The 22,778-nt window shown below is 38.2% G+C and carries 21 protein-coding genes and 1 riboswitch; of the genes, 8 read left to right on the forward strand and 13 right to left on the reverse strand.

What is annotated here, in order from left to right:
• Positions 1 to 260: 260 nt before the first annotated feature.
• The 3 genes from ACO1DI_RS15570 to ACO1DI_RS15580 all read left to right on the forward strand — a co-directional run bounded on the left by ACO1DI_RS15570 (position 261) and on the right by ACO1DI_RS15580 (position 3,155).
• The gene (locus ACO1DI_RS15570) at positions 261 to 1,568 is read left to right on the forward strand and encodes a homocysteine synthase (protein WP_014461475.1); all 1,308 of its coding nucleotides are present in this window, start codon (positions 261 to 263) and stop codon (positions 1,566 to 1,568) included.
• A 97-nt stretch (positions 1,569 to 1,665) separates the two neighbouring features.
• A complete protein-coding gene (locus ACO1DI_RS15575; protein WP_423145455.1) occupies positions 1,666 to 2,403 on the forward strand; it encodes a phosphate ABC transporter ATP-binding protein in 738 nt (245 codons plus the stop codon).
• Positions 2,400 to 3,155: an ABC transporter permease gene (locus ACO1DI_RS15580; RefSeq protein ID WP_014461477.1), complete on the forward strand. Its 756-nt coding sequence runs from the start codon at positions 2,400 to 2,402 to the stop codon at positions 3,153 to 3,155. Before ACO1DI_RS15575 ends, ACO1DI_RS15580 begins: the two co-directional genes overlap by 4 nt.
• Before the next feature lie 31 nt (positions 3,156 to 3,186).
• Here ACO1DI_RS15580 and ACO1DI_RS15585 read toward each other — a convergent pair whose 3' ends face one another.
• The 7 genes from ACO1DI_RS15585 to ACO1DI_RS15615 form a co-directional block, all read right to left on the reverse strand.
• Positions 3,187 to 4,194, reverse strand: a complete 1,008-nt coding sequence (locus ACO1DI_RS15585; protein WP_042992318.1) for an aromatic ring-hydroxylating oxygenase subunit alpha — start codon at positions 4,192 to 4,194, stop codon at positions 3,187 to 3,189.
• A gap of 392 nt (positions 4,195 to 4,586) precedes the next feature.
• Positions 4,587 to 5,030: a hypothetical protein gene (locus ACO1DI_RS15590; protein ID WP_014461480.1), complete on the reverse strand. Its 444-nt coding sequence runs from the start codon at positions 5,028 to 5,030 to the stop codon at positions 4,587 to 4,589.
• A 218-nt stretch (positions 5,031 to 5,248) separates the two neighbouring features.
• Positions 5,249 to 8,017, reverse strand: coding sequence for a phosphoenolpyruvate carboxylase (ppc, locus tag ACO1DI_RS15595; RefSeq protein WP_014461481.1), 2,769 nt, complete (start codon positions 8,015 to 8,017; stop codon positions 5,249 to 5,251).
• Between the two features lie 135 nt (positions 8,018 to 8,152).
• Positions 8,153 to 8,305: a hypothetical protein gene (locus ACO1DI_RS15600; protein ID WP_181170519.1), complete on the reverse strand. Its 153-nt coding sequence runs from the start codon at positions 8,303 to 8,305 to the stop codon at positions 8,153 to 8,155.
• A gap of 129 nt (positions 8,306 to 8,434) precedes the next feature.
• Positions 8,435 to 8,944, reverse strand: a complete 510-nt coding sequence (locus ACO1DI_RS15605) for an acyl-CoA thioesterase (protein WP_014461483.1) — start codon at positions 8,942 to 8,944, stop codon at positions 8,435 to 8,437.
• A 151-nt stretch (positions 8,945 to 9,095) separates the two neighbouring features.
• Positions 9,096 to 10,142, reverse strand: a complete 1,047-nt coding sequence (locus ACO1DI_RS15610; protein ID WP_226313317.1) for a DUF5105 domain-containing protein — start codon at positions 10,140 to 10,142, stop codon at positions 9,096 to 9,098.
• 182 nt (positions 10,143 to 10,324) lie between these two features.
• Entirely contained in the window at positions 10,325 to 11,920 is a 1,596-nt protein-coding gene (locus ACO1DI_RS15615) for an APC family permease (protein WP_108674395.1), read from the reverse strand.
• A 56-nt stretch (positions 11,921 to 11,976) separates the two neighbouring features.
• Positions 11,977 to 12,055: riboswitch (ZMP/ZTP riboswitch) on the reverse strand.
• Positions 12,056 to 12,440: 385 nt separating this feature from the next.
• On the opposite strand from ACO1DI_RS15615, the gene ACO1DI_RS15620 reads away from it, so the two are divergent.
• The gene (locus tag ACO1DI_RS15620; protein ID WP_014461487.1) at positions 12,441 to 13,040 is read left to right on the forward strand and encodes a cupin domain-containing protein; all 600 of its coding nucleotides are present in this window, start codon (positions 12,441 to 12,443) and stop codon (positions 13,038 to 13,040) included.
• A gap of 110 nt (positions 13,041 to 13,150) precedes the next feature.
• Here the strand turns inward: ACO1DI_RS15620 and ACO1DI_RS15625 are convergent, their stop codons facing one another.
• Positions 13,151 to 13,318 carry a hypothetical protein gene (locus ACO1DI_RS15625; protein WP_423145456.1) on the reverse strand — a complete coding sequence of 56 codons (168 nt, stop codon included), beginning with the start codon at positions 13,316 to 13,318 and terminating at the stop codon, positions 13,151 to 13,153.
• Positions 13,319 to 13,417: 99 nt separating this feature from the next.
• Between ACO1DI_RS15625 and ACO1DI_RS15630 the strand changes: the two genes are divergently transcribed.
• Both ACO1DI_RS15630 and ACO1DI_RS15635 read left to right on the forward strand, forming a co-directional pair.
• Positions 13,418 to 13,621, forward strand: coding sequence for a DUF3311 domain-containing protein (locus ACO1DI_RS15630; protein WP_013055514.1), 204 nt, complete (start codon positions 13,418 to 13,420; stop codon positions 13,619 to 13,621).
• Positions 13,621 to 15,120: a sodium:solute symporter family protein gene (locus ACO1DI_RS15635; protein ID WP_014461488.1), complete on the forward strand. Its 1,500-nt coding sequence runs from the start codon at positions 13,621 to 13,623 to the stop codon at positions 15,118 to 15,120. The genes ACO1DI_RS15630 and ACO1DI_RS15635 overlap by 1 nt, the downstream gene beginning before the upstream one ends.
• A 30-nt stretch (positions 15,121 to 15,150) precedes the next feature.
• Here the strand turns inward: ACO1DI_RS15635 and ACO1DI_RS15640 are convergent, their stop codons facing one another.
• Positions 15,151 to 16,581, reverse strand: a complete 1,431-nt coding sequence (locus ACO1DI_RS15640) for an alanine/glycine:cation symporter family protein (protein WP_014461489.1) — start codon at positions 16,579 to 16,581, stop codon at positions 15,151 to 15,153.
• Positions 16,582 to 16,684: 103 nt separating this feature from the next.
• Entirely contained in the window at positions 16,685 to 17,674 is a 990-nt protein-coding gene (locus ACO1DI_RS15645; protein ID WP_014461490.1) for a glutaminase, read from the reverse strand.
• A gap of 266 nt (positions 17,675 to 17,940) precedes the next feature.
• Here ACO1DI_RS15645 and ACO1DI_RS15650 point away from each other — a divergent pair, with 266 nt between their 5' ends.
• Positions 17,941 to 19,191, forward strand: coding sequence for an ATP-binding protein (locus tag ACO1DI_RS15650; protein ID WP_115653095.1), 1,251 nt, complete (start codon positions 17,941 to 17,943; stop codon positions 19,189 to 19,191).
• A 4-nt stretch (positions 19,192 to 19,195) separates the two neighbouring features.
• Positions 19,196 to 20,134: a response regulator gene (locus ACO1DI_RS15655; protein ID WP_115653094.1), complete on the forward strand. Its 939-nt coding sequence runs from the start codon at positions 19,196 to 19,198 to the stop codon at positions 20,132 to 20,134.
• 39 nt (positions 20,135 to 20,173) lie between these two features.
• Here the strand turns inward: ACO1DI_RS15655 and ACO1DI_RS15660 are convergent, their stop codons facing one another.
• The 3 genes from ACO1DI_RS15660 to ACO1DI_RS15670 are packed head-to-tail and all read right to left on the reverse strand — an operon-like array spanning position 20,174 to position 22,759.
• Positions 20,174 to 20,782, reverse strand: coding sequence for a malonate decarboxylase holo-ACP synthase (locus tag ACO1DI_RS15660; RefSeq protein WP_042992320.1), 609 nt, complete (start codon positions 20,780 to 20,782; stop codon positions 20,174 to 20,176).
• The gene (gene mdcD / locus ACO1DI_RS15665) at positions 20,770 to 22,470 is read right to left on the reverse strand and encodes a biotin-independent malonate decarboxylase subunit beta (RefSeq protein WP_243557490.1); all 1,701 of its coding nucleotides are present in this window, start codon (positions 22,468 to 22,470) and stop codon (positions 20,770 to 20,772) included. The genes ACO1DI_RS15660 and mdcD overlap by 13 nt, the downstream gene beginning before the upstream one ends.
• A complete protein-coding gene (locus ACO1DI_RS15670) occupies positions 22,457 to 22,759 on the reverse strand; it encodes a malonate decarboxylase subunit delta (RefSeq protein WP_014461493.1) in 303 nt (100 codons plus the stop codon). The genes mdcD and ACO1DI_RS15670 overlap by 14 nt, the downstream gene beginning before the upstream one ends.
• Positions 22,760 to 22,778 lie beyond the last annotated feature (19 nt).

Here is a 22,778-nt window from a genome sequence, read left to right on the forward strand (position 1 = left end):
CTGTCTAAAAAACTCTCAAACACCTAATATTCTAACATAATTATACAAATATATTGACATTTTTCTTACATTTTATATTTTTTATGGTATTTTTAACAATTAAAGAGATACATCGACACTGAATTATAGTATTGATCTTATTTATAATTTCTAAATATTCTAATTATTATTTGACATCATTCAGTAGAATTCGTATATTATGATTAAAGTTTATTATTCCTATGTTTTTTATACGTTTTTATATCTAAGGAGGAGTTTCAATGTCTGCTAAGAAACCATTTCGTCCTGAAACACAAGCCATCCATTCTGGTCAACAGCTCGATCCTGCTACTTTTTCGCGTGCCGTACCTATTTATCAAACAAGCTCATTTGGATTTAAAGATACGGAGCATGCTGCTTCTTTATTTAATTTAAGTGAACAAGGCTATATCTACACTCGAATTGTAAACCCTACTACGGACGTTTTTGAACAGCGAATTGCTGAATTAGAAGGCGGAGTTGGTGCTCTAGGAGTAGCTTCGGGTCAGTCAGCTACTACCTTTTCCATTTTGAATATCGCTTCCGCAGGAGATGAAATTGTATCAGCAAGCAGTTTATATGGGGGAACATATAACCTCTTTTCGTCTACGCTTCCTAAACTAGGCATTACTGTAAAATTTATAAACGCCGATAATCCAGAAAATTTTAGAAGTGCAATCACTTCCAAAACAAAGGCAATTTATGCTGAATCCGTTGGAAATCCGCAGGGAAATGTGCTAGACATCGAGGCAGTTGCAGACATTGCCCACGAACATGGAATTCCTCTTATTATTGATAATACTGTTCCAAGCCCTTACCTTCTTCGTCCCATCAATTTCGGAGCAGATATTGTCGTTCATTCTGCTACTAAGTTTCTTGGGGGGCATGGAACAGCAATTGGCGGTGTTATCGTAGACAGTGGAAAATTTGATTGGGAAGCGAGCGGGAAATTTCCAGACTTAACAACTCCAGATCCAAGTTACCATGGCCTCGTATACACAGAAGCCGCCGGTGAAGCTGCTTATATTACAAAAGCGCGCGTTCAGCTTTTACGAGATATTGGCGCTGCTTTATCACCTTTTAATTCCTTTTTACTCCTTCAAGGGGTAGAAACACTCCATCTGCGATTAGAGCGTCACAGCGAAAACGCATTAAAGGTAGCGAAATTTTTAGAGCAGCATGAATTAGTAGACTGGGTACATTATGCGGGGCTTCCTTCTCACCCTTCCTATTCATTGGCAAAAAAATACTTACCTAAAGGACAAGGAGCCATTTTAACCTTTGGTGTAAGGGGAGGAAAAAACGCTGCGGCTAAGTTAATTGATTCCGTTCAGTTATTTTCTCATTTAGCCAATATCGGCGACTCGAAGTCACTCATTATTCACCCGGCAAGCACCACTCATCAACAGCTATCTGAAGATGAACAAAAAGCTTCCGGCGTGACGCCAGAACTCATTCGTCTATCGGTTGGAACAGAAGCAATCGATGACCTTCTTGAAGATTTAGATTATGCCTTAAAAGCCAGCCAAAAAGTGAATACAACTGTTTAAAAGCTGTGATTTTTCACAGCTTTTTTTATATCGCCCAATAACTTTTTATACTTTCGCTTATGCTACAATAAACAAAACGAATGAAAAAGGAGCTACTATGAACACGTTCAATTCAATACCTGCTATTACATTTACAGACGTTCATAAAACATTTAAAGATAAAGAACATAGTGTTTTAAAAGGCATATCGGGTACAGTGATGCAAGGCTCGCTCGTCATGATGGTAGGGCCATCAGGATCCGGAAAAAGCACCCTTCTTTCCATGTGCAATCTACTTTCTGCACCTGATGAAGGAAGTATTGAAGTATATGGTAAAGACATTAGCAAATGGAATATTTCTGATTTACGAAAAAAAGTGGGCATTGCTTTTCAATCAGCTCCTGTTATTGATGGAACAGTACGAGAGAATATGATGCTTGTTCAAAAACTGCATGGCAAACAGGATATTATGCCTGACGAACTCTGTGCCTTAACCGGCCTTTCCCCTGACTTGTTAGAGCAGGATGCAAGAGATTTATCCGGTGGTCAAAGACAGAGGTTATCATTAGCGCGCACGCTGTCGAACGGATCGGACCTTTTACTTTTAGACGAAATCACTTCCGCTTTGGATGCCACTTCTGCTCATGAAATTGAACAGCTTATTTCTCATTTACATAAAGAACAGAATAAAACGATTATTTGGGTTACTCATAACTTAGATCAAGCCAAACGTTTAGGAGAGGAAGTCTGGCTTTTAATGAACGGAGTGATTATAGAAAAAGCGAAGACGGAGACCTTTTTTCATGCTCCTGTAAAAGCTGAAACAAAACAATTTATTGAAGGAGCCTTTCTATGAGTTCACTTTCACTGATTTTCACCATTGTTTTTGTTTTTATTGCTCTTTTTTTATCAAAATCTTTTCGTATAGGACTCGAAAAAGATATTATCATTGCGAGTATTCGAGCAGCCGTTCAGCTGTTAGTGATAGGATATGTTTTATCTTTTATTTTTGACGCGAATCACCCTGCTTTTATGATTCTCATTTTATTTCTTATGCTGACGGTCGCTTCCCAAAATGTTGTAAAGAAAAAAAAGCAGGGGTTTAAAGCTTTCTTTCGTGTATTTGTCACTCTTTTTATTGTAGAAATCCTGACCCAAAGCGTTATGCTCGGCCTACATATTATCCCTGCTACTCCGCGATATGTCATTCCTGTCAGCGGTATGATTATTGGAAATTCGATGATTTTGGCCAATTTATTTTTAAATCGGTTAGACGCTGAAGTAAATAGAAGACGAGACGAAATTCAATTGATTCTGGCACTTGGCGGCACTCCTAAACAAGCTATTCATAGTATTTTAAATGCCGCAATCAAAGCTAGCATGATTCCTACTGTAGAAAGCCAAAAAACAATTGGACTCGTTCAGCTTCCCGGCATGATGACAGGCCAGATTATTGGAGGGGCAGATCCGATACAAGCAGTCAAATTCCAGCTGCTCATCGTTTTTACTATTCTAGCGTCTGCTACGCTTTCCTGCGTCATCTTAAGCCGCTTAACATATCCTACCCTTTTTAATAGCTATCAGCAGCTTATCCGTGAACATACATAAAAAAAGAAGAAAGGAGTCTCCTTTCTTCTTTTTATTGAGCAGCTTTTTTTAACCTTGTTCCTATGTCACTTCCAAAGGTCACTCCTAAATCACCGAGCCATCTTCTATAGGCAATACTCAGTCGGTCCGGATTCAAATGAAGCTCTGCTTGTAAGTCAAGCGGCAGCTCTTCCGGTTTTTGACTTTCTACAATGCTCGTATCTTGTTCAATAATAAGCTGCTGAAAATCACGGAAATATTGATCAGGTTCATCAAACGAATAGTTTCTAGAAACCAATGCAAACACGGTCGACTTTCTTTCCTCTTCAGGTAAAACCGCAAACAGCATCGAAAAGATTTCACCCGTTTCATAGTTCACTTTTTTCAACCTTGCAACGGTAGGACGAAGAATTTCAAAAGTATAATAAATAGTTGCAAAGTTACCCGTACCATCTGCATCTGCGTACACAGCGATTTCATCAGAAACGTATCGGTTATCTTTCCAATGTACCTTATAATCAGGAATTTCGGCGTAGTCCGAGTGTCCAAGGCTTCCTTCGTGAACAAAAGCCAAATGGCTTACATCTAAAAAGTTTTCTACTACACGAGGAGCTGCTGCCTGCAGAGTATGAGGGTTGGCGCAAACCGTTTTAAATCCGGGGTTAAGGTATTCGTCATACTGAGGAAGAGGAGTATCACTTGCCTCGCTGTTCATCTTCACCCATATAATCCCGTACTTTTCAACGCAATCATATACCTGTGCTTTTGCTTTTGAAGGAATAGCTCTTCCCGGCGGCTGTTGAGGAATTTTCACACAAGCCCCGGCTTCATCGTATTTCCATCCGTGATAAGGGCACACAATGCAATCATCTACTACTTTTCCAAGAGATAATGCTGCACCACGATGGATGCACAAATCTTTAAATGCTTTAATGGCATTAGTTGTGCGAAAAAGCGCAACTCGCTCTTCTAAAATCGTTACTTGCAAGGGCTGATCCGTTAAATCATGTGAATAAGCTGCAGGCAGCCATTCCTTAGCCAATACTAAATCTTTAATCATCTGCATCGCCTCCGTACGATAAGTGAATTTATTTCTTGTTTATAAAAAAAACCGCAGAAATAGAAGGAGTTCTTCTAATTCCGCAGCTTTTTCATTCCGTAAAACAGACTATAAGCACGCGAAGATTTTACATAATTGCAGATAGAGCGACCTTAGCACTTCATCTACAATGACAATACGTATTCATCGCTATTTTTTTAATCTCAAAACCTAACCCTTATATATTGAATAAAGAGCGGCCAGCCGCTAAAAGCTTTTCTGTCCACTGATTTCTCTTATTTTCACTTTATCAATTTCCCACGGAAAAATCTCTTGCTTTGTAAGCATCTCTAACATAATTTTTTCGGTTAAACGAATAAAAGCTGCGGTTTTAAAAACCGCAGCTTCCTTTATCATGAGCTCATATAACTGGCTGTATATTTTTTCGTCTGTTTTTGTATTTCTTGATTTAAATGTTTGAAAAATGAGAGGGTTTCTTCATAATCCGTCGCTTTTTCATGAAACTTCAATGTAAGATTTTCTTCAAACAACGTTTCTCCTTGATGACCGACCGCTTTCAGCTGAACATCTGTAACAATACCTTGCGAAATTGAACATAATAAATAATTAAAGCAATGAACCGGAACGATATGCATCAGATGGAAATCATCGATAGTTCTATCACTTTTTGTTTTCTTAAATTCCACAGTGAGTTCTTCCGGATGAATAAACACATTTATATGCTGTTTGGACAAACAAGTAGGATTCATTTTTTGTGTATACTCACAAAATTCTAGTCCAATAAATACAGAATTCTCGGAGTCAGCTTCAATGAAAATTTGCGAATTTTTTACCATTATCCTCGTCCTCCATATTCAATCTAGTTACCCCACCACTGGCATTTGCTTGTAGAATATTACCATTTCCTCTCTATTTTATCATTGATTTTTCTCAGTGCCTATTTAACAAGCGGAAGTTCTCTTTAAAAGAGAGGGAACTGACAGGCAGTTCTTTATGTGAGAATAATAAAAAAAAAGACACCTCTTTTGTTTTCTTGAGGTGTCCTTTAATATCATCAACCTGTGTTACGCAACCCTGCTGCAATGCCGTTAATCGTTAATAACGCTTCTTTTAAAAGTTCTTCATTTAACGTTTCAGCCTCATCTTCACGCAGCTTGGAAATGACCTTAACTTGTAAGAAGGTTAGAGGGTCCACATACGGATTTCGTAATTTAATAGATTCTTTAATCGTAGGAAGATGATCCATTAATTCTTTTTGACCCGTGATTTGAAGAATCATTTCTTTCGTAACATTATACTCTGTTTTAATAGCGGTAAAAATCCGCTCTGAAATAACCGGGTCTTGTACCATTTCCGTATATTCTTTTGCTGCCATTAAATCTGCTTTTGTTAAGGCCATTTGCAGATTATCAACGGTCGAGCGGAAAAATGGCCATTCTTTATACATTTGCTGAAGAAGCTGTATATCTCCGGATTTCTCTACTAAGTGCTGTAAGCCCGTACCTGCAGCGTACCAGGCTGGAAGCAGCTGTCTGCTTTGCGTCCATGCAAATACCCACGGAATCGCTCGTAAGTCTTCAAAGCGATCACTTCCTTTTCGACTCATTGGACGTGACCCGATATTTAAAGCCCCCAGCTCAGGAAGAGGTGTAGCTTGTTTAAAATACGTTAAAAAGTCTGGATCTTTGAAAACAAGCTCTTGATATTTACGTAATGAAGCAGTTGAAATCTCGTCCATTGTTTCTTCCCATTCATGTGTACGAATATCACATTGTTCAGCTTCTTGGGAAACATTTGCTGCCGCTGTAAGAAGAGCTGAGACCGCTTGCTCAAGACTTCGGTAAGCAATGTCATATAAAGAGTATCTAGAAGAAAGAACTTCTCCTTGCTCTGTAATTTTAACGCCGTCTCCTAGTGTCTCAACAGGCTGAGATAAAATACTTCGGTTTAACGGGCCACCTCCTCGGCCTAGTGAGCCGCCTCGACCGTGGAAAAACTTCAGACGAACTTGATACTTCCTCGCCATATCGTGAATTTCCTGCTGCGCTTTGTAGAGCTTCCAATTAGCGGTAAGCGTTCCTCCGTCTTTGCTTCCATCTGAGTAGCCAAGCATGATTTCTTGCAAATCCTGCTGTTTTCTTAAGTGCTCTCGATAAAAATCTAATTGAAATAGCTGTTCCATAATTTTAGGGCCTGCTGTGAGATCATCGATTGTTTCAAGCAGCGGAGCTATATTTAACTTACTTTCAATGCGGCCATCTGCATGAAGGCGATAAATACCCGCTTCTTTGGCAAGTACCATGACTTCTAACAAATCACTTGCAGACTGGGTCATACTGATTAAATAGACTTCAATAGATCTTTCTCCAAATTCTTTATGTGCTCGATGAATCATGTTAAATACTTCAATTACTTGCTGCGTTTCTTTGGAGTAATTCTCTACAAACGATATCACAGGTCTTGGATCTTGAAGCACCTTCCCTAGCAGCTTAACTTTTTCCTCTTCTGTTAAGGCTGAATAATCTTCAGCTAAAGAAACAGCATGGAAAATTTCTTTGATCGCCGCTTCATGTTCTCCGCTGTGATTACGGATATCAAGCGTTGCTAAATGAAAACCAAACAGCTCAACTTGGCGAATTAATTTGCATAAGCTTTTTAACTGATAATCCTGAGGCTGGTGCTTTTGCAAGCTATCTTTGATTAGAAATAAATCATGTAGAAGTTCTTCCGACCTTTGATAACCTGCTTCTGACTCTCCAACTAAATTTAATTTATGAAGCATAATCGTAAGCTTGCAGCGGTATACTTCGTGTTTGATTCTCCATCGCTTTTTCTCAGGCAGCAGGGATATTTCTTGATTAATAGAATCAAGAAGGTTATCTGAAACTGCGACTCTTTTTGTAGACTGACTTAACCTTTGTCTCAATTGAGTAAGCGACTCTTTATATTTACGAATAGCTAACTTCCTTTGTTTGACAAGCGTTTGCCACGTTACTTTGGGAGTTACGTTTGGATTTCCATCTCGGTCTCCGCCAATCCATGAACCAAATCGAAGGATATTAGGCACCTTCCAATTTTCTTCGGGGTAATTCTCCTTCAAGGAATTTTCCAATTCCTGATGAAGTTGAGGAAGCACTTCAAATAACGTTTCATCAAAATAATATAATCCATTGGATACTTCATCCATTACGGTTGGTTTGCGATCTCGCAGCTCATTTGTTTGCCATAAAATCAACACTTCGCTAAACAGTCTTTCTTCAATTTCCGTACGTTCACGTTTTGTTAACGTTGGATTATCTAAGTTTTTCAGAAGCTCAGCCATTCGTTTATGAATATCAAGAACACTTCGCCTAGTGGCTTCTGTTGGATGAGCCGTAATGATGAGCTCTAGAGATAAAGTTTGAAGCAAGTTAGCAATTACGTCTGGTGCCACGCCATTATTTTTAAGGGAAACAACGGCACTTTCCAATGAGCCCGGCTGCATAATAGAATCTTCTTGCTGCTGATATTCGCGTCTGCGACGAATTCGATGATTTTGCTCTGCAATATTAACTAAATGAAAATAAACTGCAAACGCCCGAATAACCTGCTCGCGCATCGGCTGTTCAAGAGTAACGATTTCATTTTTTATTTCTTTATAGATAGCTTCATCTTTGTTTTCTCTAAGTGATTTTGCCACTTCGCGTATTTTTTCTACTTTGTTGAGCAGTTCTTCTCCACCTTGGTGAACCAGAACTTTCCCCAACAATTGACCGAGAAACTTTACATCACGGCGCAGAGCAGTGCTGCTGTTTTGTCTTTCTGCTGCTTCTACTGTTACCATTAGACTCGACACCTTTCTTCATAAATGTTGTACTTTTTAAACTTTTTAGAAAATTATATTAAATTCATATTACCATGAACGAAAATAAATTTCATATAATTTTATTTCCTCCTCTCGGTTAGGAGGAAAGATTCATCAAATATAAAAAAGAGGTCGAGACATAACGAAATGAATCCAATCTAAAGACGAACAAATGGGATACATAGGCTGAACCGCTTGTGACACCGCAGTTGGTTTCCGTGCAAGACTTCGCTTTCCGCGGGAGTCTTCGCCTTGCCCTCCAATCAACTGCTAGAAGTACCTACACACACGAAAGCTACGTTTAACACAACAAAAAAAACGAACCACTAATCAAGCATCTTGATCAATGGTTCGTTTTTCACTTGAGCTAAAACACTTTTCAGCCTCTCTTTTATCCTACCAAGGTTGTCCTAAATCCAATACCGAGGCTAGTTCATTGCTTTTTTTACGCACTTGTTTACGCGTGGCAGCGCGATCTGCCCCCGTTTGAAACAGGTATTTTTCTTCTTCTGTTTCTGGAATAAGCTCCGGTACTGTTCGGGGCTTTCCATCATCATCCATTGCCACAAAAGTTAAAAATGATGTGGCTGCAATTTGACGCTCCCCGGTTTTTAAATTTTCTTTAATCACTTTCACAAATACTTCCATGGATGAACGACCTGTCCATGATACGTATGACTCCAAACATACAGAATCCTGAGGCGTAATAGGGTGCAGAAAATGAATAGAGTCTGCTGAAGCTGTCACACACTCTGTACGACTGTGACGATAAGCTGAAATAGACGCAATCATATCAATATCACTCATTAACTTTCCGCCAAATAACGTATTGTGATTATTAATATCATTAGGAAAAATGCGGCTCGTTCGAACGGCCTTTGTATCTTTACAATAATTTGCTTTCATTAGTAAGAACCTCCATTGATGCCTATCATAATAAGAATAAAAGAATGAATGAACCTATACTAGCATATTTTGATAAATTTAGCTTTACAAAAAACTCGTTGATTTATTTACAGAAAACAAAAAAGAGAAGAAAAATTCTTCTCTTTTTTGTCTATCGAATATAGCTTGATCCAAACGTTTTACCTAAAGAATCACTGTATAGGTCACTTGACTTTACAGTCCATTTCCCATCTTCTTTCACCATAAAAATTCGTAGGGGACGACTTCCGTCTTTCGTTTCTAACTCATTTACAATATCTTTGAATTTAGAAGCCGCAAACTCTTCAGAGTGTTCTGTATCGTAATCTTTCGTTTCATCTGTATATGCTCTCTTAAGCTGCGATACGTATGAATATAAGTCTGATAAATTAAGAGTAGTGTACTCCACTTCTACTACGGCTTTATTATTTGCATTCGCAATCACATTTGTTTTCACGCTTGCTTTTTCTTTTAAAACATCTTTATACATGTTAAAAAAATCTTTTTTTGCGTTGTCGGTTAAACTGTTAGAAAAAGCACCTTTTAATTCCTCATTAAACGCTTTTTTCTGTTCTTCTATGACAGCTGTTTTGTCTGCTGTTACATATTTATCATAGTCTACGTTTTCTTTGTTTAAGTAAAGGACTTCTGTATAAGCTTGCAGAGCTTTTTCTGGGTCTTGCAGCTTATTATAGCTTTTCGCGTATTTTTTCGTATCCAGTGTTAATGTCACTTCGTCAATTTTTTCATCATAATCAGATGATGTTGGCTGAAGCCCAATTTTGTACTTTTTATCTTTTTTGACTTCAAAGACAAACGTTAAATTTTTTTGCTTTCCAGCGCCAATCTTGTCAGATGTACTGTTTTCTAGTCCGAGCTCACGACTGTTCACTCCCGTTTTTGGGGACAATTGTTCATCTCCTTCGTATAAATACACACCGTCATAATCTGATAAGGATATACTGTTTTTGGATACATTTTTCACTTTCAAATCAACTTTCAACAGCCCTTTTTCTTCACTTGTAGCTCCTTCATCACTATCTACTAAAATATAAGAAGCGCTGTCAATGGATGCTTCAATCGTCTTATTTTTAGCCGAAGTGGATCCTCCCGTTTCCTTAGAACTGTTGCAAGCCGCTAATACTAGCATAAGTACAAAAGCCAAAGCCAAAACATTCATTTTTTTCACAGCTGCCTAATCCCCTTTATTTTGTTTTTTTAGAACTTTATCCCAAATAAAGGTTCCCTCTATATAAATACTTAAACCTTAAAATCTATATTTTTTACAATATTTTGATAAAAACTAAGTCTAAATTCTCCTCTCATCTAAATAAAAAAAACACGAGCATCAGCTCGTGTTTTTTATTTAGATTGAAAATTTTCTTGATTGATTTGTTCAGCTTCTTTCATATATCGGTTAGATTTGCCACTTTTAATTCCCCAGTAATAAAAAGCTAATGATACACAAGCAATCACTACCATATCCCATCCGAAAGGCAAAATATTTTTGCCTCCGAATTTTTCGCTTCCTATGTAGGAAATAAAAATCATGCACGCTAAATAGATAATCATCCAAGCCCCGGTTAAAAATTCTTTTTTAAAGCCTACCCATTTATTTTTCGCTTGGTAATAAAAATAAATGGGCAGGCCAATTGCCATAATAAAGATCACTTCACCTGTAAGCGGCCACCTTGCCCAGTAAAGCGTCAAAGAAGCAAAAACGAAGCCGCATGGCGCAATAACTGATGCCCCTTTTAAATAAAATGGACGGTAAAAGTGTGAAGCCGTTTTTCTTAATGTTATAAGCGCTACAGGGCCCATAATATAAGAGATAAGCGTCGCTACTGAGATCACTTCTGCTAAGACACCCCATCCTCTAAATAAAAAGAGAAACAAAAAGCAAGCTGCTAAATTTAGCCACATAGCTGGGCGCGGAACATTGTAAAGTGGATGAAGAGTACCAAATATCTTTGGCAAATATCCATTTTTCTGCATCCCGTATAACATTCTAGAAGTAGTTGCCGTATATGTAGCACCTGTGCCGGAAGGGGAAACAAATGCATCTGCGTATAACACAATTGTTAGCCAGTTAATTCCAAGTGCAATCGCTAAATCAGCAAAAGGAGAATTAAAATTCAAATGATTCCATCCATCAGCAATTGATGACGGACTTACTGCTCCGATAAAAACAATTTGCAATATAATGTATACAATTCCAGCAATAAAAATTGAACCAATTACAGCTACCGGAATTGATTTATTAGGTGATTTTGCTTCTCCTGCCATATTTACAGGACTTTGAAACCCGTTAAATGCAAACACAATACCTGATGTTGCAACTGCCGTTAAAACACTGGCCCAACCATAAGGAGCAACCCCATGCTCACTTGAAAAGTTTCCACTATGAAAACCAGCAAAAAATAAAGCCCCTGCCGTTAAACCAGGAATAATCAATTTAACAATCGTAATAAATGAGTTTGCTTTAGCAAAAAGATTTACCGTCCAATAATTCACAAAAAAGTAAACGAATAATAACAAAGACGCAACTGCCAAGCCCTTGGGCGTTAAAATGCCATTATCTACTAATTCATGAGTCCAGCGAGCCCATTTCCACGGCCAAGTACTCATATATTGCACAGATGCAATAGCCTCCACTGTTATCGTTGAAGCGATTGAAATCCAGTTAGCCCAAGCAGCCAAAAACCCAATAAATGATCCGTGTGAATACTGAGGATATTTAACCATCCCCCCTGCTTGTGGAAACATGGCGCCCAGTTCAGCATATGATAGAGCAATGGTCAAAATAACCACCATTCCAATAACCCATGAAAAAATAGCCGCGGGTCCCGCAATTTGAGCTGCTTTCCATGCTCCAAACAGCCATCCCGAACCAATAATCGAACCTATGCCTGTCATGGTTAAAGCAAATGTTCCCATCTTCCTTTGCATATTGCTCATCCAAATCTACTCCTCTTCCCTAGGAAAATAAAAAAAACACTTGCGAAATTTTCTCAAGTGTTTGCCCAGGCGCGCGGCTTATACGCTATATGCTCCCCCATGGTCATCCATGTTGCGCCAGTCACATATAGGAATATATTTTTTATCAGTATATAATATTCATTACTATTACTCAATACACAAAAATATTTACATTGCTTTTCTAAAAATAATAAATTATTCGTAAAATTTCGAATAATCCTTCTGAAAACCTCTTTTAAATTACAAAAAGAACTAAAATCCTAACTTTCTCTATCATTTAATTTTTTTACTCCACGAGCAAATTACCTTCTACAAATTATATTAATATATATTATTCATTTACAAAATAAGAATTAACAGCTATATATCCATAGAATTCTTGCACTAGACCCTTTACTTATATACAATATGAAGAAAAGATACTAAAGTGAACTGCCCACCACTTAGCTACGCTTGAAGTGGGACACTGCTTTTGGGAAAACGTTAAAACCTACATATCATGCACTTCGCAACGAATGAAGTACTTCGAGCAAACTTCTCTGTTTACACAAGCAAAAAACAGGGAAAATTACGAAAAAAGATTGTTAGAGGGATGCTTATGAATTATGCAAATGTAAAAGTTCTTTATTTTGATGACGACGGAACCATTCCAAATCACCCTCGTCTCCCAGTTTTGTTGTATGAACACGTATTTATTAGTAAGAAAGAGAAAGTGGAGAGCATTTTTAATTCTCACAACTGGAAAAACAGCTGGGTAGGCGGCATATATGATTTCCACCATTACCACAGCAATTCTCATGAAGCACTAGGTGTAATTAGCGGATCTGCACGTTTAAAACTAGGTGGACATATGGGGGAAAATATCGTGGTGCATGCTGGCGATGTGCTCGTACTTCCTGCAGGCACAGGGCACATGCGTCTGCAGTCAACTGCTGATTTTAAAGTGGTTGGAGCTTATCCTGAGGGCATGGATTACAATTTACGAACAGGAAAACAAACTGATCGCCCTCACGTATTTGATGAAATTGCCCAAGTACCTATTCCTACAACAGATCCTGTTTATGGCGACAAAGGACCATTGACAGAGTGGTGGAACTAGACAAGCACTTATTGTCTAGTTTTTTTATTTGCTCTGTTTTATTCTTCCCATGAATCTCTATTGGAACATACAAATTCTTTTCTTATGATGCAATAGCAATATACTTTATCTCATCGAAATAACAAAAATTTCTCGGTCAAAACTAAATTTCTTCTTTTCCATTTTCTTTTTGCTTCAAGAGCAACTTCGCTTAGATTCCTCCCCTTTTTTTCTTTCATAATCATTTCAAATATACTCTCATTATAAGCTCTTTTTTGTTTTTCTAAAAAAATTTCCATGGATTATAACGAAATTTTCAAAAAACTTATTGCTTTACCATGTCAGACTTGCTATCATAGTGAACATTGTTAGATAAATTTTTAGTAGGAGGAGTAAAATTGAACAGAAAATTCATAATTTTTATTTTATTCATCATTCCATTTATTGCTCAATTCGCTTTTTTACCTTTTGTAAATAACATTCATCCAATTATTTTTGGATTACCTCTTTTGCATTTATGGTTATTTTTATGGGTCTTCTTAACGCCTGTGTGTACATTTATTATTTATCGTTTACAAAAATCTTGGGGGGACATTGAATAATGCAAGGAAATTTAACAGCACTTTTAATCACATCAGCAATTGTTCTTGTCGTTATCGCAATTGGCTTTATAGCGGGACGTGACAAATCATCTAGAAGCTCAGTTGAAGAGTGGGCTGTAGGTGGAAGACGTTTTGGAAGCCTGCTTGTCTGGCTTTTAGTAGGAGCAGATTTATATACTGCTTATACATTCCTAGGTCTTACGAGTACAGCTTATCAGGGAGGAAGCATCGCATTTTTTGCCATCCCTTACTCTGTTTTAGCCTTTTTAATTTCATACTTTTTTCTTCCAAAGCTTTGGACTGTTGCTAAAAAGCACAAACTTACTACGCTTGCTGATTATGCCAGAGAACGTTTTAGCAGTAAATTTCTCTCCTCTTTAATTGCCATAGTAGGTGTATTGATGCTTATTCCATATATTGATCTTCAGCTTAGCGGTATTCAAGATACTCTTCGCGTTGCAGGAACTGGCTACATTAACGTAAAAGCTGTCGTTATTCTTTCATTCTTTCTTGTGGCTCTTTATACCTTTTTCAGCGGAATTAAAGGTCCCACATATACGGCAATTATTAAAGATATTTTAGTATGGGCGATTATGTTATTTATGGTTGTTTCTCTGCCAATTATGCATTTTGGAAGCTGGGGCAACATGATCGACAATGTTGCAAAGGATGCGCCTCAGCTATTAACGGTCCCAACACAAGGACCTAAAGGCATTCCATGGTTTATTACAGCATCACTCGTATCTGCTTTAGCTTTATTCATGTGGGCCCACGCTGCTACAGGTGTTTTCACTGCTAAAAGTGCAGATTCGCTTCGTAAAAATGCTATTTTCTTACCGCTTTACAATATTGTTTTAATTCTAGTCATCTTCTTAGGATTTATTGCTTATCAAGTATTACCTCAAGATACAACGGATCCTAGATTAGCATTATTAACCTTAATTCAATATTCATATGGCGGCATTGGCCAAGGGTTAGCTTATGCAACGATTGCTCTTGCTTCATTAATTCCATGTTCTATCATGGCTATCGGAGCGTCTAACTTATTTGCAAATAATATATTCAGAGATTTAATTAATCCAAATGTACAGGGTAAAACATTAACAATGGTTACTCGTTCTATGGTTTTCGTTGTTATTGGACTGGCACTTTTATTCGGTTTATTATTCCCTCAAGCACTTGTTTCCCTACAGTTACTAGGGGTATCCGGTATGGTACAAATCTTCCCGGCTATCGTTATCAGCCTGTTTTGGCGAAATCAATCGAAAGAAAGTACGATTGCTGGATTAGTAGTAGGGCTGGTTGTAACGTTTACCGTCCATGCCACAGGAAATTCATTTGGTCTTTATGAAGGGTTCTGGGGATTATTATCTAACCTACTCGTAGTTGTTATTTTAAATCCAATCTTTTCGGCAAAAACGAAAGCAGCAACAAATGGCGTGAAAGAAACATTATTTTCTAAAGGCACTACGCAAACTGAATTAAAGAAAAACGCATAAAAAAAGTTCAGCCGACTGGCTGAACTTTTTTTAGATAATATTCTCTTTTTCAGAAGGGGATGAAGTCGATTCTCTTTCCCAACATTCAATATTTTGATTGTTTTCTAACGCATCTTTATAAAAGACTGGATTTTTCCCTTCCTTTTTCTGCTGATTATAATCATGCAAGGCAGAAAACGCCACTTTCGATAATAGAAAAATAGCAATTAAGTTCACCACTACCATCATCCCCATAAATAAGTCTGCCAAATTCCATACAAGCTGAAGCTGAGCGACCGACCCAAAAATAACCATCGCTAAAACACCTACACGATAAGACCAAAGCCACATCTTATTTGAATTTAAAAATTCAATATTCGTTTCTCCATAATAATAATTGCCAATTAACGTACTAAAAGCAAATAGAAATACCATGATAGCTAAAAACCCTGATGCCCAAGAACCGATATGTGTACTAAGAGAAGCTTGGGTTAATTCAATGCCGCTTAGTCCCTGCTTATAGGCGGGGGATAAGAGAACGATAAATGCTGTGCTTGTACAAATCACGAGTGTGTCCGTCAAGACACCAAATGCTTGGATAAGACCTTGTTTAACTGGGTGACTCGTCACTGCAGTTGCCGCCGCGTTGGGAGCACTTCCCATCCCTGCTTCATTGGAAAACAGTCCGCGCTTTACTCCGTTGATTAACGTTGCACCAATTGATCCCCCAAGCGCCTGTTCAAATCCAAATGCATTTTTCACAATTAGAGATAGAACGGCAGGCATTTGATCAATATTTTTAAAGATAATGAACAGAGCCATTCCAATGTATAAAACGGCTAATACGACAACGATGTATTCCGATATCTTGGCGATGCGTTTGATCCCGCCAAAAATAATTACCGCAAATATAACTGTCATAATAATCCCAATCAACAAGCGGCTCGTTCCGAAAGAGTTCTCAAATGCCAGCGTAATCGTATTAGACTGCACAGCGTTAAACACCAGGCCAAATGATAGTGTAATGAGTACAGCAAATAGACCGCCCATCCATCTTTTATTTAACCCTTTTTCCATATAGTAAGCGGGTCCTCCTCGAAATCCGTTTGACCCTTTTACTTTATAGATTTGAGCGAGTGTACTTTCTACAAAACTTGATACTGAACCGATAATAGCAATAATCCACATCCAAAATACAGCACCCGGTCCACCAAGAGCAATAGCAATCGCTATACCGGTAATATTTCCCGTCCCTACCCGAGCTGCCATGCTTATGCAAAAAGCTTGAAACGGAGAGACTCCCCCACCTTTAGCCGCTCGTCCTTCTTTCAAAACAAGTACCATTTCTTTCAACATGCGAAACTGCAAAAAACGAGAGCGAATCGTAAAATAAATACCAATTGATACAAGTAAAATAATTAATAAATTCGACCAAAAAAAATCATTGATGACGCTAATCATACTTTCGATTGCTTGTTGCATGCCTATCACCTCATTAAAAAATTTGGTAGAACAAATGCAAAACATGAAAGTTTTTTCTCTTGGTGTTTATATTATTGAAGCGAATGAAGAGTACGTAAATAGGCTAAAAAATACTCAAATCCCATTCTTTTGCGATTTTTTTTAGCAGCATAACGCCTTTTACGCTATTCCCGTACTCATCAATAGCTGGACTGTAAATTCCGATACCGCATCCGTCAGGAAATGGAGACTGCTTTTTCGTATTAGGTGGCACCAATGACATGATTCCTCCTGATACACCGCTTTTAGCTGGCATACCAACAAATGCCGCAAACTTTCCGGAGGCATTATACATACCGCATGTAAGCATGAGCGCTTTTGTTAATTTAGCTACTTCTTTTGGAATGACTTGTTTGTGAAACACTGGATGATATCCGTCTAATGACAGAATTAATCCAATCAGTGCAATATCTTCAGTCGTTACTTCAATTGAGCACTGCTTTAAGTAAACCTCTAGCACTTCTTCTACTTCTCCTTGTAAGTAGTTTGTTTCTTTTAAATAGTAGGCAAGCGCACGATTTCGATGAGACGTTTGCCATTCTGATTCAAAGACGGTTTCATTAATGAGCGGTGTTTTCCCGGTAAGCATTGTTATCACATCAAACAAATAGCTTAATTTTTCTTTTGCCGTCTCCCCAGATAAAAGAGATGAAACCGTTAAAGCACCGGCGTTAATCATAGGATTGAACGGCTTTCCTGGTTTATGCATTTCCAGTCTTATAATAGAATTAAATGCATCTCCAGTTGGCTCTACATCCACTCTCTCTAGTACATAAGGAATGCCGCAGCATAAGCAGGCTGCTATAAAGCTAATGACTTTAGAAATACTTTGAAGAGTAAATACCGCTTCATAATCGCCAGACTGGATAACCGTTCCGTCAGCACCAATCAAACAAATACCTAATTGAGACGAGTCCATACCTTTCAGTGCTGGAATGTAATCAGCCGTTTTTCCTTCTGACGAAAATTCTTTTATTTGTTGCACCCACTCCTGTAACCGGTCTTTTGCAGTGAGCTGTAAGTAAGACATTTCCTGTTCAATTTCTCTTTTCATTAAAATCACCTCATCACTTCATTAACTTTTTATTTTAAAGCGCTTTCATAAAGCGGGATTTCATTTTCGTTTTTAATGTACAATGCAACCTACGAGAGCATACAAAAACCTACAAAACTTTTTGGAATTATATTTTTATCTTTGGCACTCTTCTCCATTGTGCTGGACGCTGTCACAATGTATACTAATTCACGAATCACTTCAGGAGGTGTAATTATCTGAATTTTAAATCTTTCATTCAAAAAGATCCGTACATTTTATTGCTCATGCTCATTACTGTTCCGCTGGCGGGAGAGCTAAAATTTTATCCGTTAAATGAAACATTTCGAATTACATTTGGAGCTCCAACATTTTTCTTTTTCCTATTGCTTTTAAAACGGAAAACCGTTTTATCTGGCGGCTTGTTAACCGCTTTAAGCGTCGTTCTCTTTCGCATCATGCTCGATTATATCACGCTCGATCATTTTCAATTTGCGGCTTCTGCACATACGCATTACCCTACGTTTTTCTTTTACTTTACGTATGCACTTTTATTTTTTATTTTTAAAGTAAGCCGCATGAACTATAGTGCTATTGTGATTGGATTAATTGGACTCATCATTGAAATAGCTGCTGATATAGTCGAACTAACTGCGCAGTATATCGTTTTGCACACAACCATTCATATCGATTCATTATCCGACATGGCCGTTATTGCTTTTGCTCACAGCTTTATTGTACTTAGCTTTTTTAATATGATGACAATTTATGAATCACAGTCGCGAGAACGTCAAATTCGCAAACAAAATGAGCACATGCTAATGCTTATTACAAGCCTTTATGAAGAAACCGTTCATTTAAAAAAGACCCTTCATAATACAGAAGTGATTACAAAAGCCTCGTACGATTTATACCGTGTATTAAATCAGCAAGAAAAAGATCATTCTGTGCTAAACCAAACGCTCAGTAAAAAAGCGCTTCGGATTGCCGGAGATATTCACGAAGTAAAAAAAGACAACCAGCGTATTTTTGCGGGCTTATCTAAAACAATTTCAAATGAAAGTTTCCAAAATTATATGAAAGCAGAGGAATTAATCGAGCTGATCGTACGCATTAACAAAAAATATGCCGATTCCCTTCACAAACAAATTACCTTTTTTTCCTCTGTAAACGGGGAACATTTCAGCTACCACGTTTATACCATTTTATCGATCATTAATAACTTGGTAGCAAACGCAGTGGAAGCGATTAAAGATGAAGGAAGGATTGTTTTATCGGTACATAGACAAGCTGAACATGTAGAATTCCATGTACAAGACAACGGTCCTGGCGTGCCTTTGAAGTACGAAAAAGCTATTTTTGAACCTGGTTTCACCTCAAAATACGATCAATTTGGAAACCCCTCTACTGGCATTGGCCTTTCTTATGTAAAAGATATTGTTCAAGAGCTTGAAGGTACGATTAAAGCTACACAAGAAGACAGCGGAATGACGTTTATCATTCAAATCCCCCTTCGTAATCTAATTCAGAAAGGATGAGTTTATGCGATTTTGTATTACAGATGACGATTCAGCTATTCGTTCAACGCTCAGTCAGCTGATTGAAGATGAGGATTTAGGAGAAGTTGTAGAAGAAGTCGTCGACGGAAGCTTTTTAGATGCTTCTATGTTAAATTTAAAACAAATTGATATTTTATTTATCGATTTACTTATGCCAGGACGGGATGGGATCGAAACGATCCGTCATTTAAAAGATTCATTTAACGGAAAAATGATTATGATTTCACAGGTAGAGTCCAAAGAATTGATAGGAGAAGCCTATTCATTAGGAATTGAATACTATATTACAAAACCAATTAATCGAATTGAAATTTTAACGGTTATTCGAAAAGTAATGGAACGAATCTCCCTTGAGAAATCAATCGATGATATTAAAACCTCCTTGAACAGTTTAGCGACAGCTCATCACGCTCCCCCTTCAAGCCAGCCGATAACGAAACAAGTCCATCTATACGATGTAGGAAAATTCTTATTAGCCGAGTTAGGTATTGTAGGAGAAAATGGTGCAAAAGATTTACTGGATATTTTACAGTTTCTGTACACTTATGACCAAAGAGAAAGTGTGGAAAAACATTTCCCTTCTCTAAAAAATATTTTTGTGAATGTTGCTGAGAAAAAATTGGGAGCTCACGCGTCTTCCATTGAAATTAATCGTGAAACCAAAGCTTGTGAACAGCGAATAAGACGAGCAGTTACTCACTCACTAAATCACTTTGCTTCTATTGGATTAACAGATTTTTCAAATCCAAAGTTTGAAAATTATGCTTCTAAGTTTTTTGACTTTACAGCCGTTCGTAAAAAAATGAAAGAATTGCAGGGAGATTCTAAAATTTTGCCGATTCGCATTAACACCAAAAAGTTCATTCAAATATTCTTTTTTGAAGCAAAGCGCTTGTTAAGCAAGGAGAAAAGCTGGTATTGATATAAAAGACGGAAAAGGTGCAAATACCTCTTCCGTCTTTTATGCTAATTGATTCAGTTTTACTAAGGAAGGTCCATATACAGTACGCAGAAGCAGCGTCTCTTCGCCCTTTGCATATTCCGCTAGAGAAAATGCTCCTTTTTCTGTTTCTACCTGTACATCTACAGAAACTGAGCACCTCTTTAGCTTACTGACTATCATTTCCGCTTGTTTCACCGACAAATAAGAAGAAAGGCGAATAAGTACATCTAAATCACTGGTTGTCGTGACAACTTCTTCACCGCTTGCAAGCTCGAACCCTACACTGCCGGTTGGTCCCCACACAAATTTTTCAAAAATAATAGCCACCTTTTCTAAAGCGCGTATAGCTGGCATGTTTCTGGACTGGACGTTTTGAAAAAGTGAAACGAGATCTTCCGGCCTAATCCTTTGTTTAACGTTCTGCTCTGATACAAATGCTCCAAAACGCTGATTTCTTCTTTCTCCTCTTACTCCAACAGGTATCATGGTATCTCGGTGAACAGCCCGTCTTACAACTACAAACGGAGCCTTCGCTAAAGAATGCTCCACCCAATCGGGGATAGGGGTATAACTGATAAGCTTTGCTTCCTCTTTTAACTGAAGCAAATCATGAACTATATATTCCATTGTTTTTCCAACTCATCTCTTACTAATAAAGAAGCTTTTCGCCCTTCCTTTCTTGCTTGCTCACTGTATAGCCGGGTGCTTAAATCGTACACACCTTCACGGCGTATATCTTCTACTGCTCCGGTCAAAATATCTTGAATCGTTTGAACGTCGCGCTCTGTGGGCTGCTCTGCTTGAATACCGCTAACCAACTCATATAAAGCACCAAGTGAGGCAAAGGATTCAATATCATAAGCCATGGACGGGACTTTCTTTGAAGCTTCTTCAAGTTCTTTTATACTTCTTTTAGTAATGCGCGCTGCCGACTGTTTGGACATGGCGTGAACATTCACTCCTTCGTCTTTTAAAGCCACAATTCGGTTTGATTGGTATCCATGAGCCAAAAATGCTCCTGAAATTGCTTTTCCGACAATTAACGTGATAACCGGATGACCTGCTAAGCGCGCTGCTGCATAAGCATCAGCCGCAGCACCGCAAGCATAGTGAATACCTAGAAGTTCTTCATGATAGCCATACGCTTGACTCGGTACGTCCACAATGGCAATTATAGGGCGCGGAGATTGATTTCGATCTTCTTTTATTACTTCACGAACGTGCTTGGCAATTGCCCAGCCTTCATCTAGTCCTACTTCCCCTTTTCGTGCACGTAAGAAACGATTATAAGGATTAGGTACAACCGATATATATCGGACCTTTTCTCTTCCTAGCAATGCGTCTTTATAAAGAACGGAAGGAATGTAAAAATCTGCTTCTTCATCATTTATTAAGGCGTTGATCCACACTCGGCCGCGGCTGTTGGGCATGTTACCTGGAACTTCATTCAGCGAGTAAGAGACTGTTGAAGAGATAGGTTCATTTTTTGTTGCTTTATACAATTCTTGAAGCTGATCAGGAGCCATTTTTTTTGAAGGGTCAACCTTACTAAGCAAATGTCTGTAAAAATCTACTTGTTCTGTTTTACTAGTTACTTTTTCTTTCTTTTGAAACGTCTCTTGAACCGCTCGTTGAATAGCAGTGACATCATCCTGTGCTAAGGCATCTGCAAACCCGGTTTCATAGCGTTGAATACCGCCAATCGTTTTCCATATTAAGCTTCGGTCCCTTGCATCAAACTCTTCAACACCTGCTTCTTGTTCGATCACTTCAGGGCCATTAAGGCCAAACCTTGCTTCTTTTGTCATAATAAGATAACTAAAGAGTGAAGCAGTGATAGACATTCCTCCAAAGCAGCCTACATTTCCTGAAATAACTCCGACAACAGGTGTATGCTCACGCAAAGCAACCACAGCTGAGCCAATTTCAGATATCGACAAAAGTCCATAATTCGCTTCTTGGAGCCTTACCCCTCCTGTATCGAATAGAAAAACAGGTCTAACAGGAACACCTTTTTTATGATTATTAAGGGCTAGTTCTAAAGCTCCTGCAATTTTAGCTCCCGATACTTCACCAATGCCTCCTCCTTGGAACCCTCCTTCTATTGAAATGACAATGGCTGGCTCTCCTGCTATTAGCCCACTTGCTATGATGACACCGTCATCGCTTTGAGGAACAATATCTTGCTTAGGTAAATGAGGCGATTCGATCCCGTCAAAAGGGCCGAGCAGCTCACAGAATGTGCCTTTATCTAAAATTGCCTGTGCTCGTTCTCTTCCATTTAACTCAATAAAGCTTTGATTATTCACTCCCATTTTCACTCACCTCCAAAGCTTGTGCAAGACGCAAAGCGACTACACCAGGCGTAGCACCGAAATCATTGATGACAATTTCCGCTTGAATCGTATGAACATTAAAGAATCGGTCTAATACGGCTTTCCATGTTTCACTAAACCCTTCACTTCCTGTTCGTACTGATACGCAAGCATGTTCTTCATCAGAAGGAACCATTAAAATTTCTAAATCTCCTGAACCAACAACGCCTACATGTGCACGCTGACTTAACTTTCGATCGGCTTTATATTTAAACACTAACGTTTCCATTGGCCACTCCTCCCTGCAG

It is taken from the genome of Priestia sp. 40 (genome assembly GCF_049368575.1).
GTDB lineage: Bacteria > Bacillota > Bacilli > Bacillales > Bacillaceae_H > Priestia > Priestia zanthoxyli.

Excerpts from the sequence above, each read along its gene's own strand:
- ACO1DI_RS15570 (WP_014461475.1), top strand. The coding sequence starts at position 261 with ATGTCTGCTAAGAAACCATTTCGTCCTGAAACACAAGCCATCCATTCT.
- ACO1DI_RS15575 (WP_423145455.1), top strand. The coding sequence starts at position 1,666 with ATGAACACGTTCAATTCAATACCTGCTATTACATTTACAGACGTTCAT.
- ACO1DI_RS15580 (WP_014461477.1), top strand. The coding sequence starts at position 2,400 with ATGAGTTCACTTTCACTGATTTTCACCATTGTTTTTGTTTTTATTGCT.
- ACO1DI_RS15585 (WP_042992318.1), bottom strand. The coding sequence starts at position 4,194 with ATGATTAAAGATTTAGTATTGGCTAAGGAATGGCTGCCTGCAGCTTAT.
- ACO1DI_RS15590 (WP_014461480.1), bottom strand. The coding sequence starts at position 5,030 with ATGGTAAAAAATTCGCAAATTTTCATTGAAGCTGACTCCGAGAATTCT.
- ppc (WP_014461481.1), bottom strand. The coding sequence starts at position 8,017 with ATGGTAACAGTAGAAGCAGCAGAAAGACAAAACAGCAGCACTGCTCTG.
- ACO1DI_RS15605 (WP_014461483.1), bottom strand. The coding sequence starts at position 8,944 with ATGAAAGCAAATTATTGTAAAGATACAAAGGCCGTTCGAACGAGCCGC.
- ACO1DI_RS15610 (WP_226313317.1), bottom strand. The coding sequence starts at position 10,142 with ATGAATGTTTTGGCTTTGGCTTTTGTACTTATGCTAGTATTAGCGGCT.
- ACO1DI_RS15615 (WP_108674395.1), bottom strand. The coding sequence starts at position 11,920 with ATGAGCAATATGCAAAGGAAGATGGGAACATTTGCTTTAACCATGACA.
- ACO1DI_RS15620 (WP_014461487.1), top strand. The coding sequence starts at position 12,441 with ATGCACTTCGCAACGAATGAAGTACTTCGAGCAAACTTCTCTGTTTAC.
- ACO1DI_RS15625 (WP_423145456.1), bottom strand. The coding sequence starts at position 13,318 with ATGGAAATTTTTTTAGAAAAACAAAAAAGAGCTTATAATGAGAGTATA.
- ACO1DI_RS15635 (WP_014461488.1), top strand. The coding sequence starts at position 13,621 with ATGCAAGGAAATTTAACAGCACTTTTAATCACATCAGCAATTGTTCTT.
- ACO1DI_RS15640 (WP_014461489.1), bottom strand. The coding sequence starts at position 16,581 with ATGCAACAAGCAATCGAAAGTATGATTAGCGTCATCAATGATTTTTTT.
- ACO1DI_RS15645 (WP_014461490.1), bottom strand. The coding sequence starts at position 17,674 with ATGAAAAGAGAAATTGAACAGGAAATGTCTTACTTACAGCTCACTGCA.
- ACO1DI_RS15650 (WP_115653095.1), top strand. The coding sequence starts at position 17,941 with ATGCTCATTACTGTTCCGCTGGCGGGAGAGCTAAAATTTTATCCGTTA.
- ACO1DI_RS15655 (WP_115653094.1), top strand. The coding sequence starts at position 19,196 with ATGCGATTTTGTATTACAGATGACGATTCAGCTATTCGTTCAACGCTC.
- ACO1DI_RS15660 (WP_042992320.1), bottom strand. The coding sequence starts at position 20,782 with ATGGAATATATAGTTCATGATTTGCTTCAGTTAAAAGAGGAAGCAAAG.
- mdcD (WP_243557490.1), bottom strand. The coding sequence starts at position 22,470 with ATGGGAGTGAATAATCAAAGCTTTATTGAGTTAAATGGAAGAGAACGA.
- ACO1DI_RS15670 (WP_014461493.1), bottom strand. The coding sequence starts at position 22,759 with ATGGAAACGTTAGTGTTTAAATATAAAGCCGATCGAAAGTTAAGTCAG.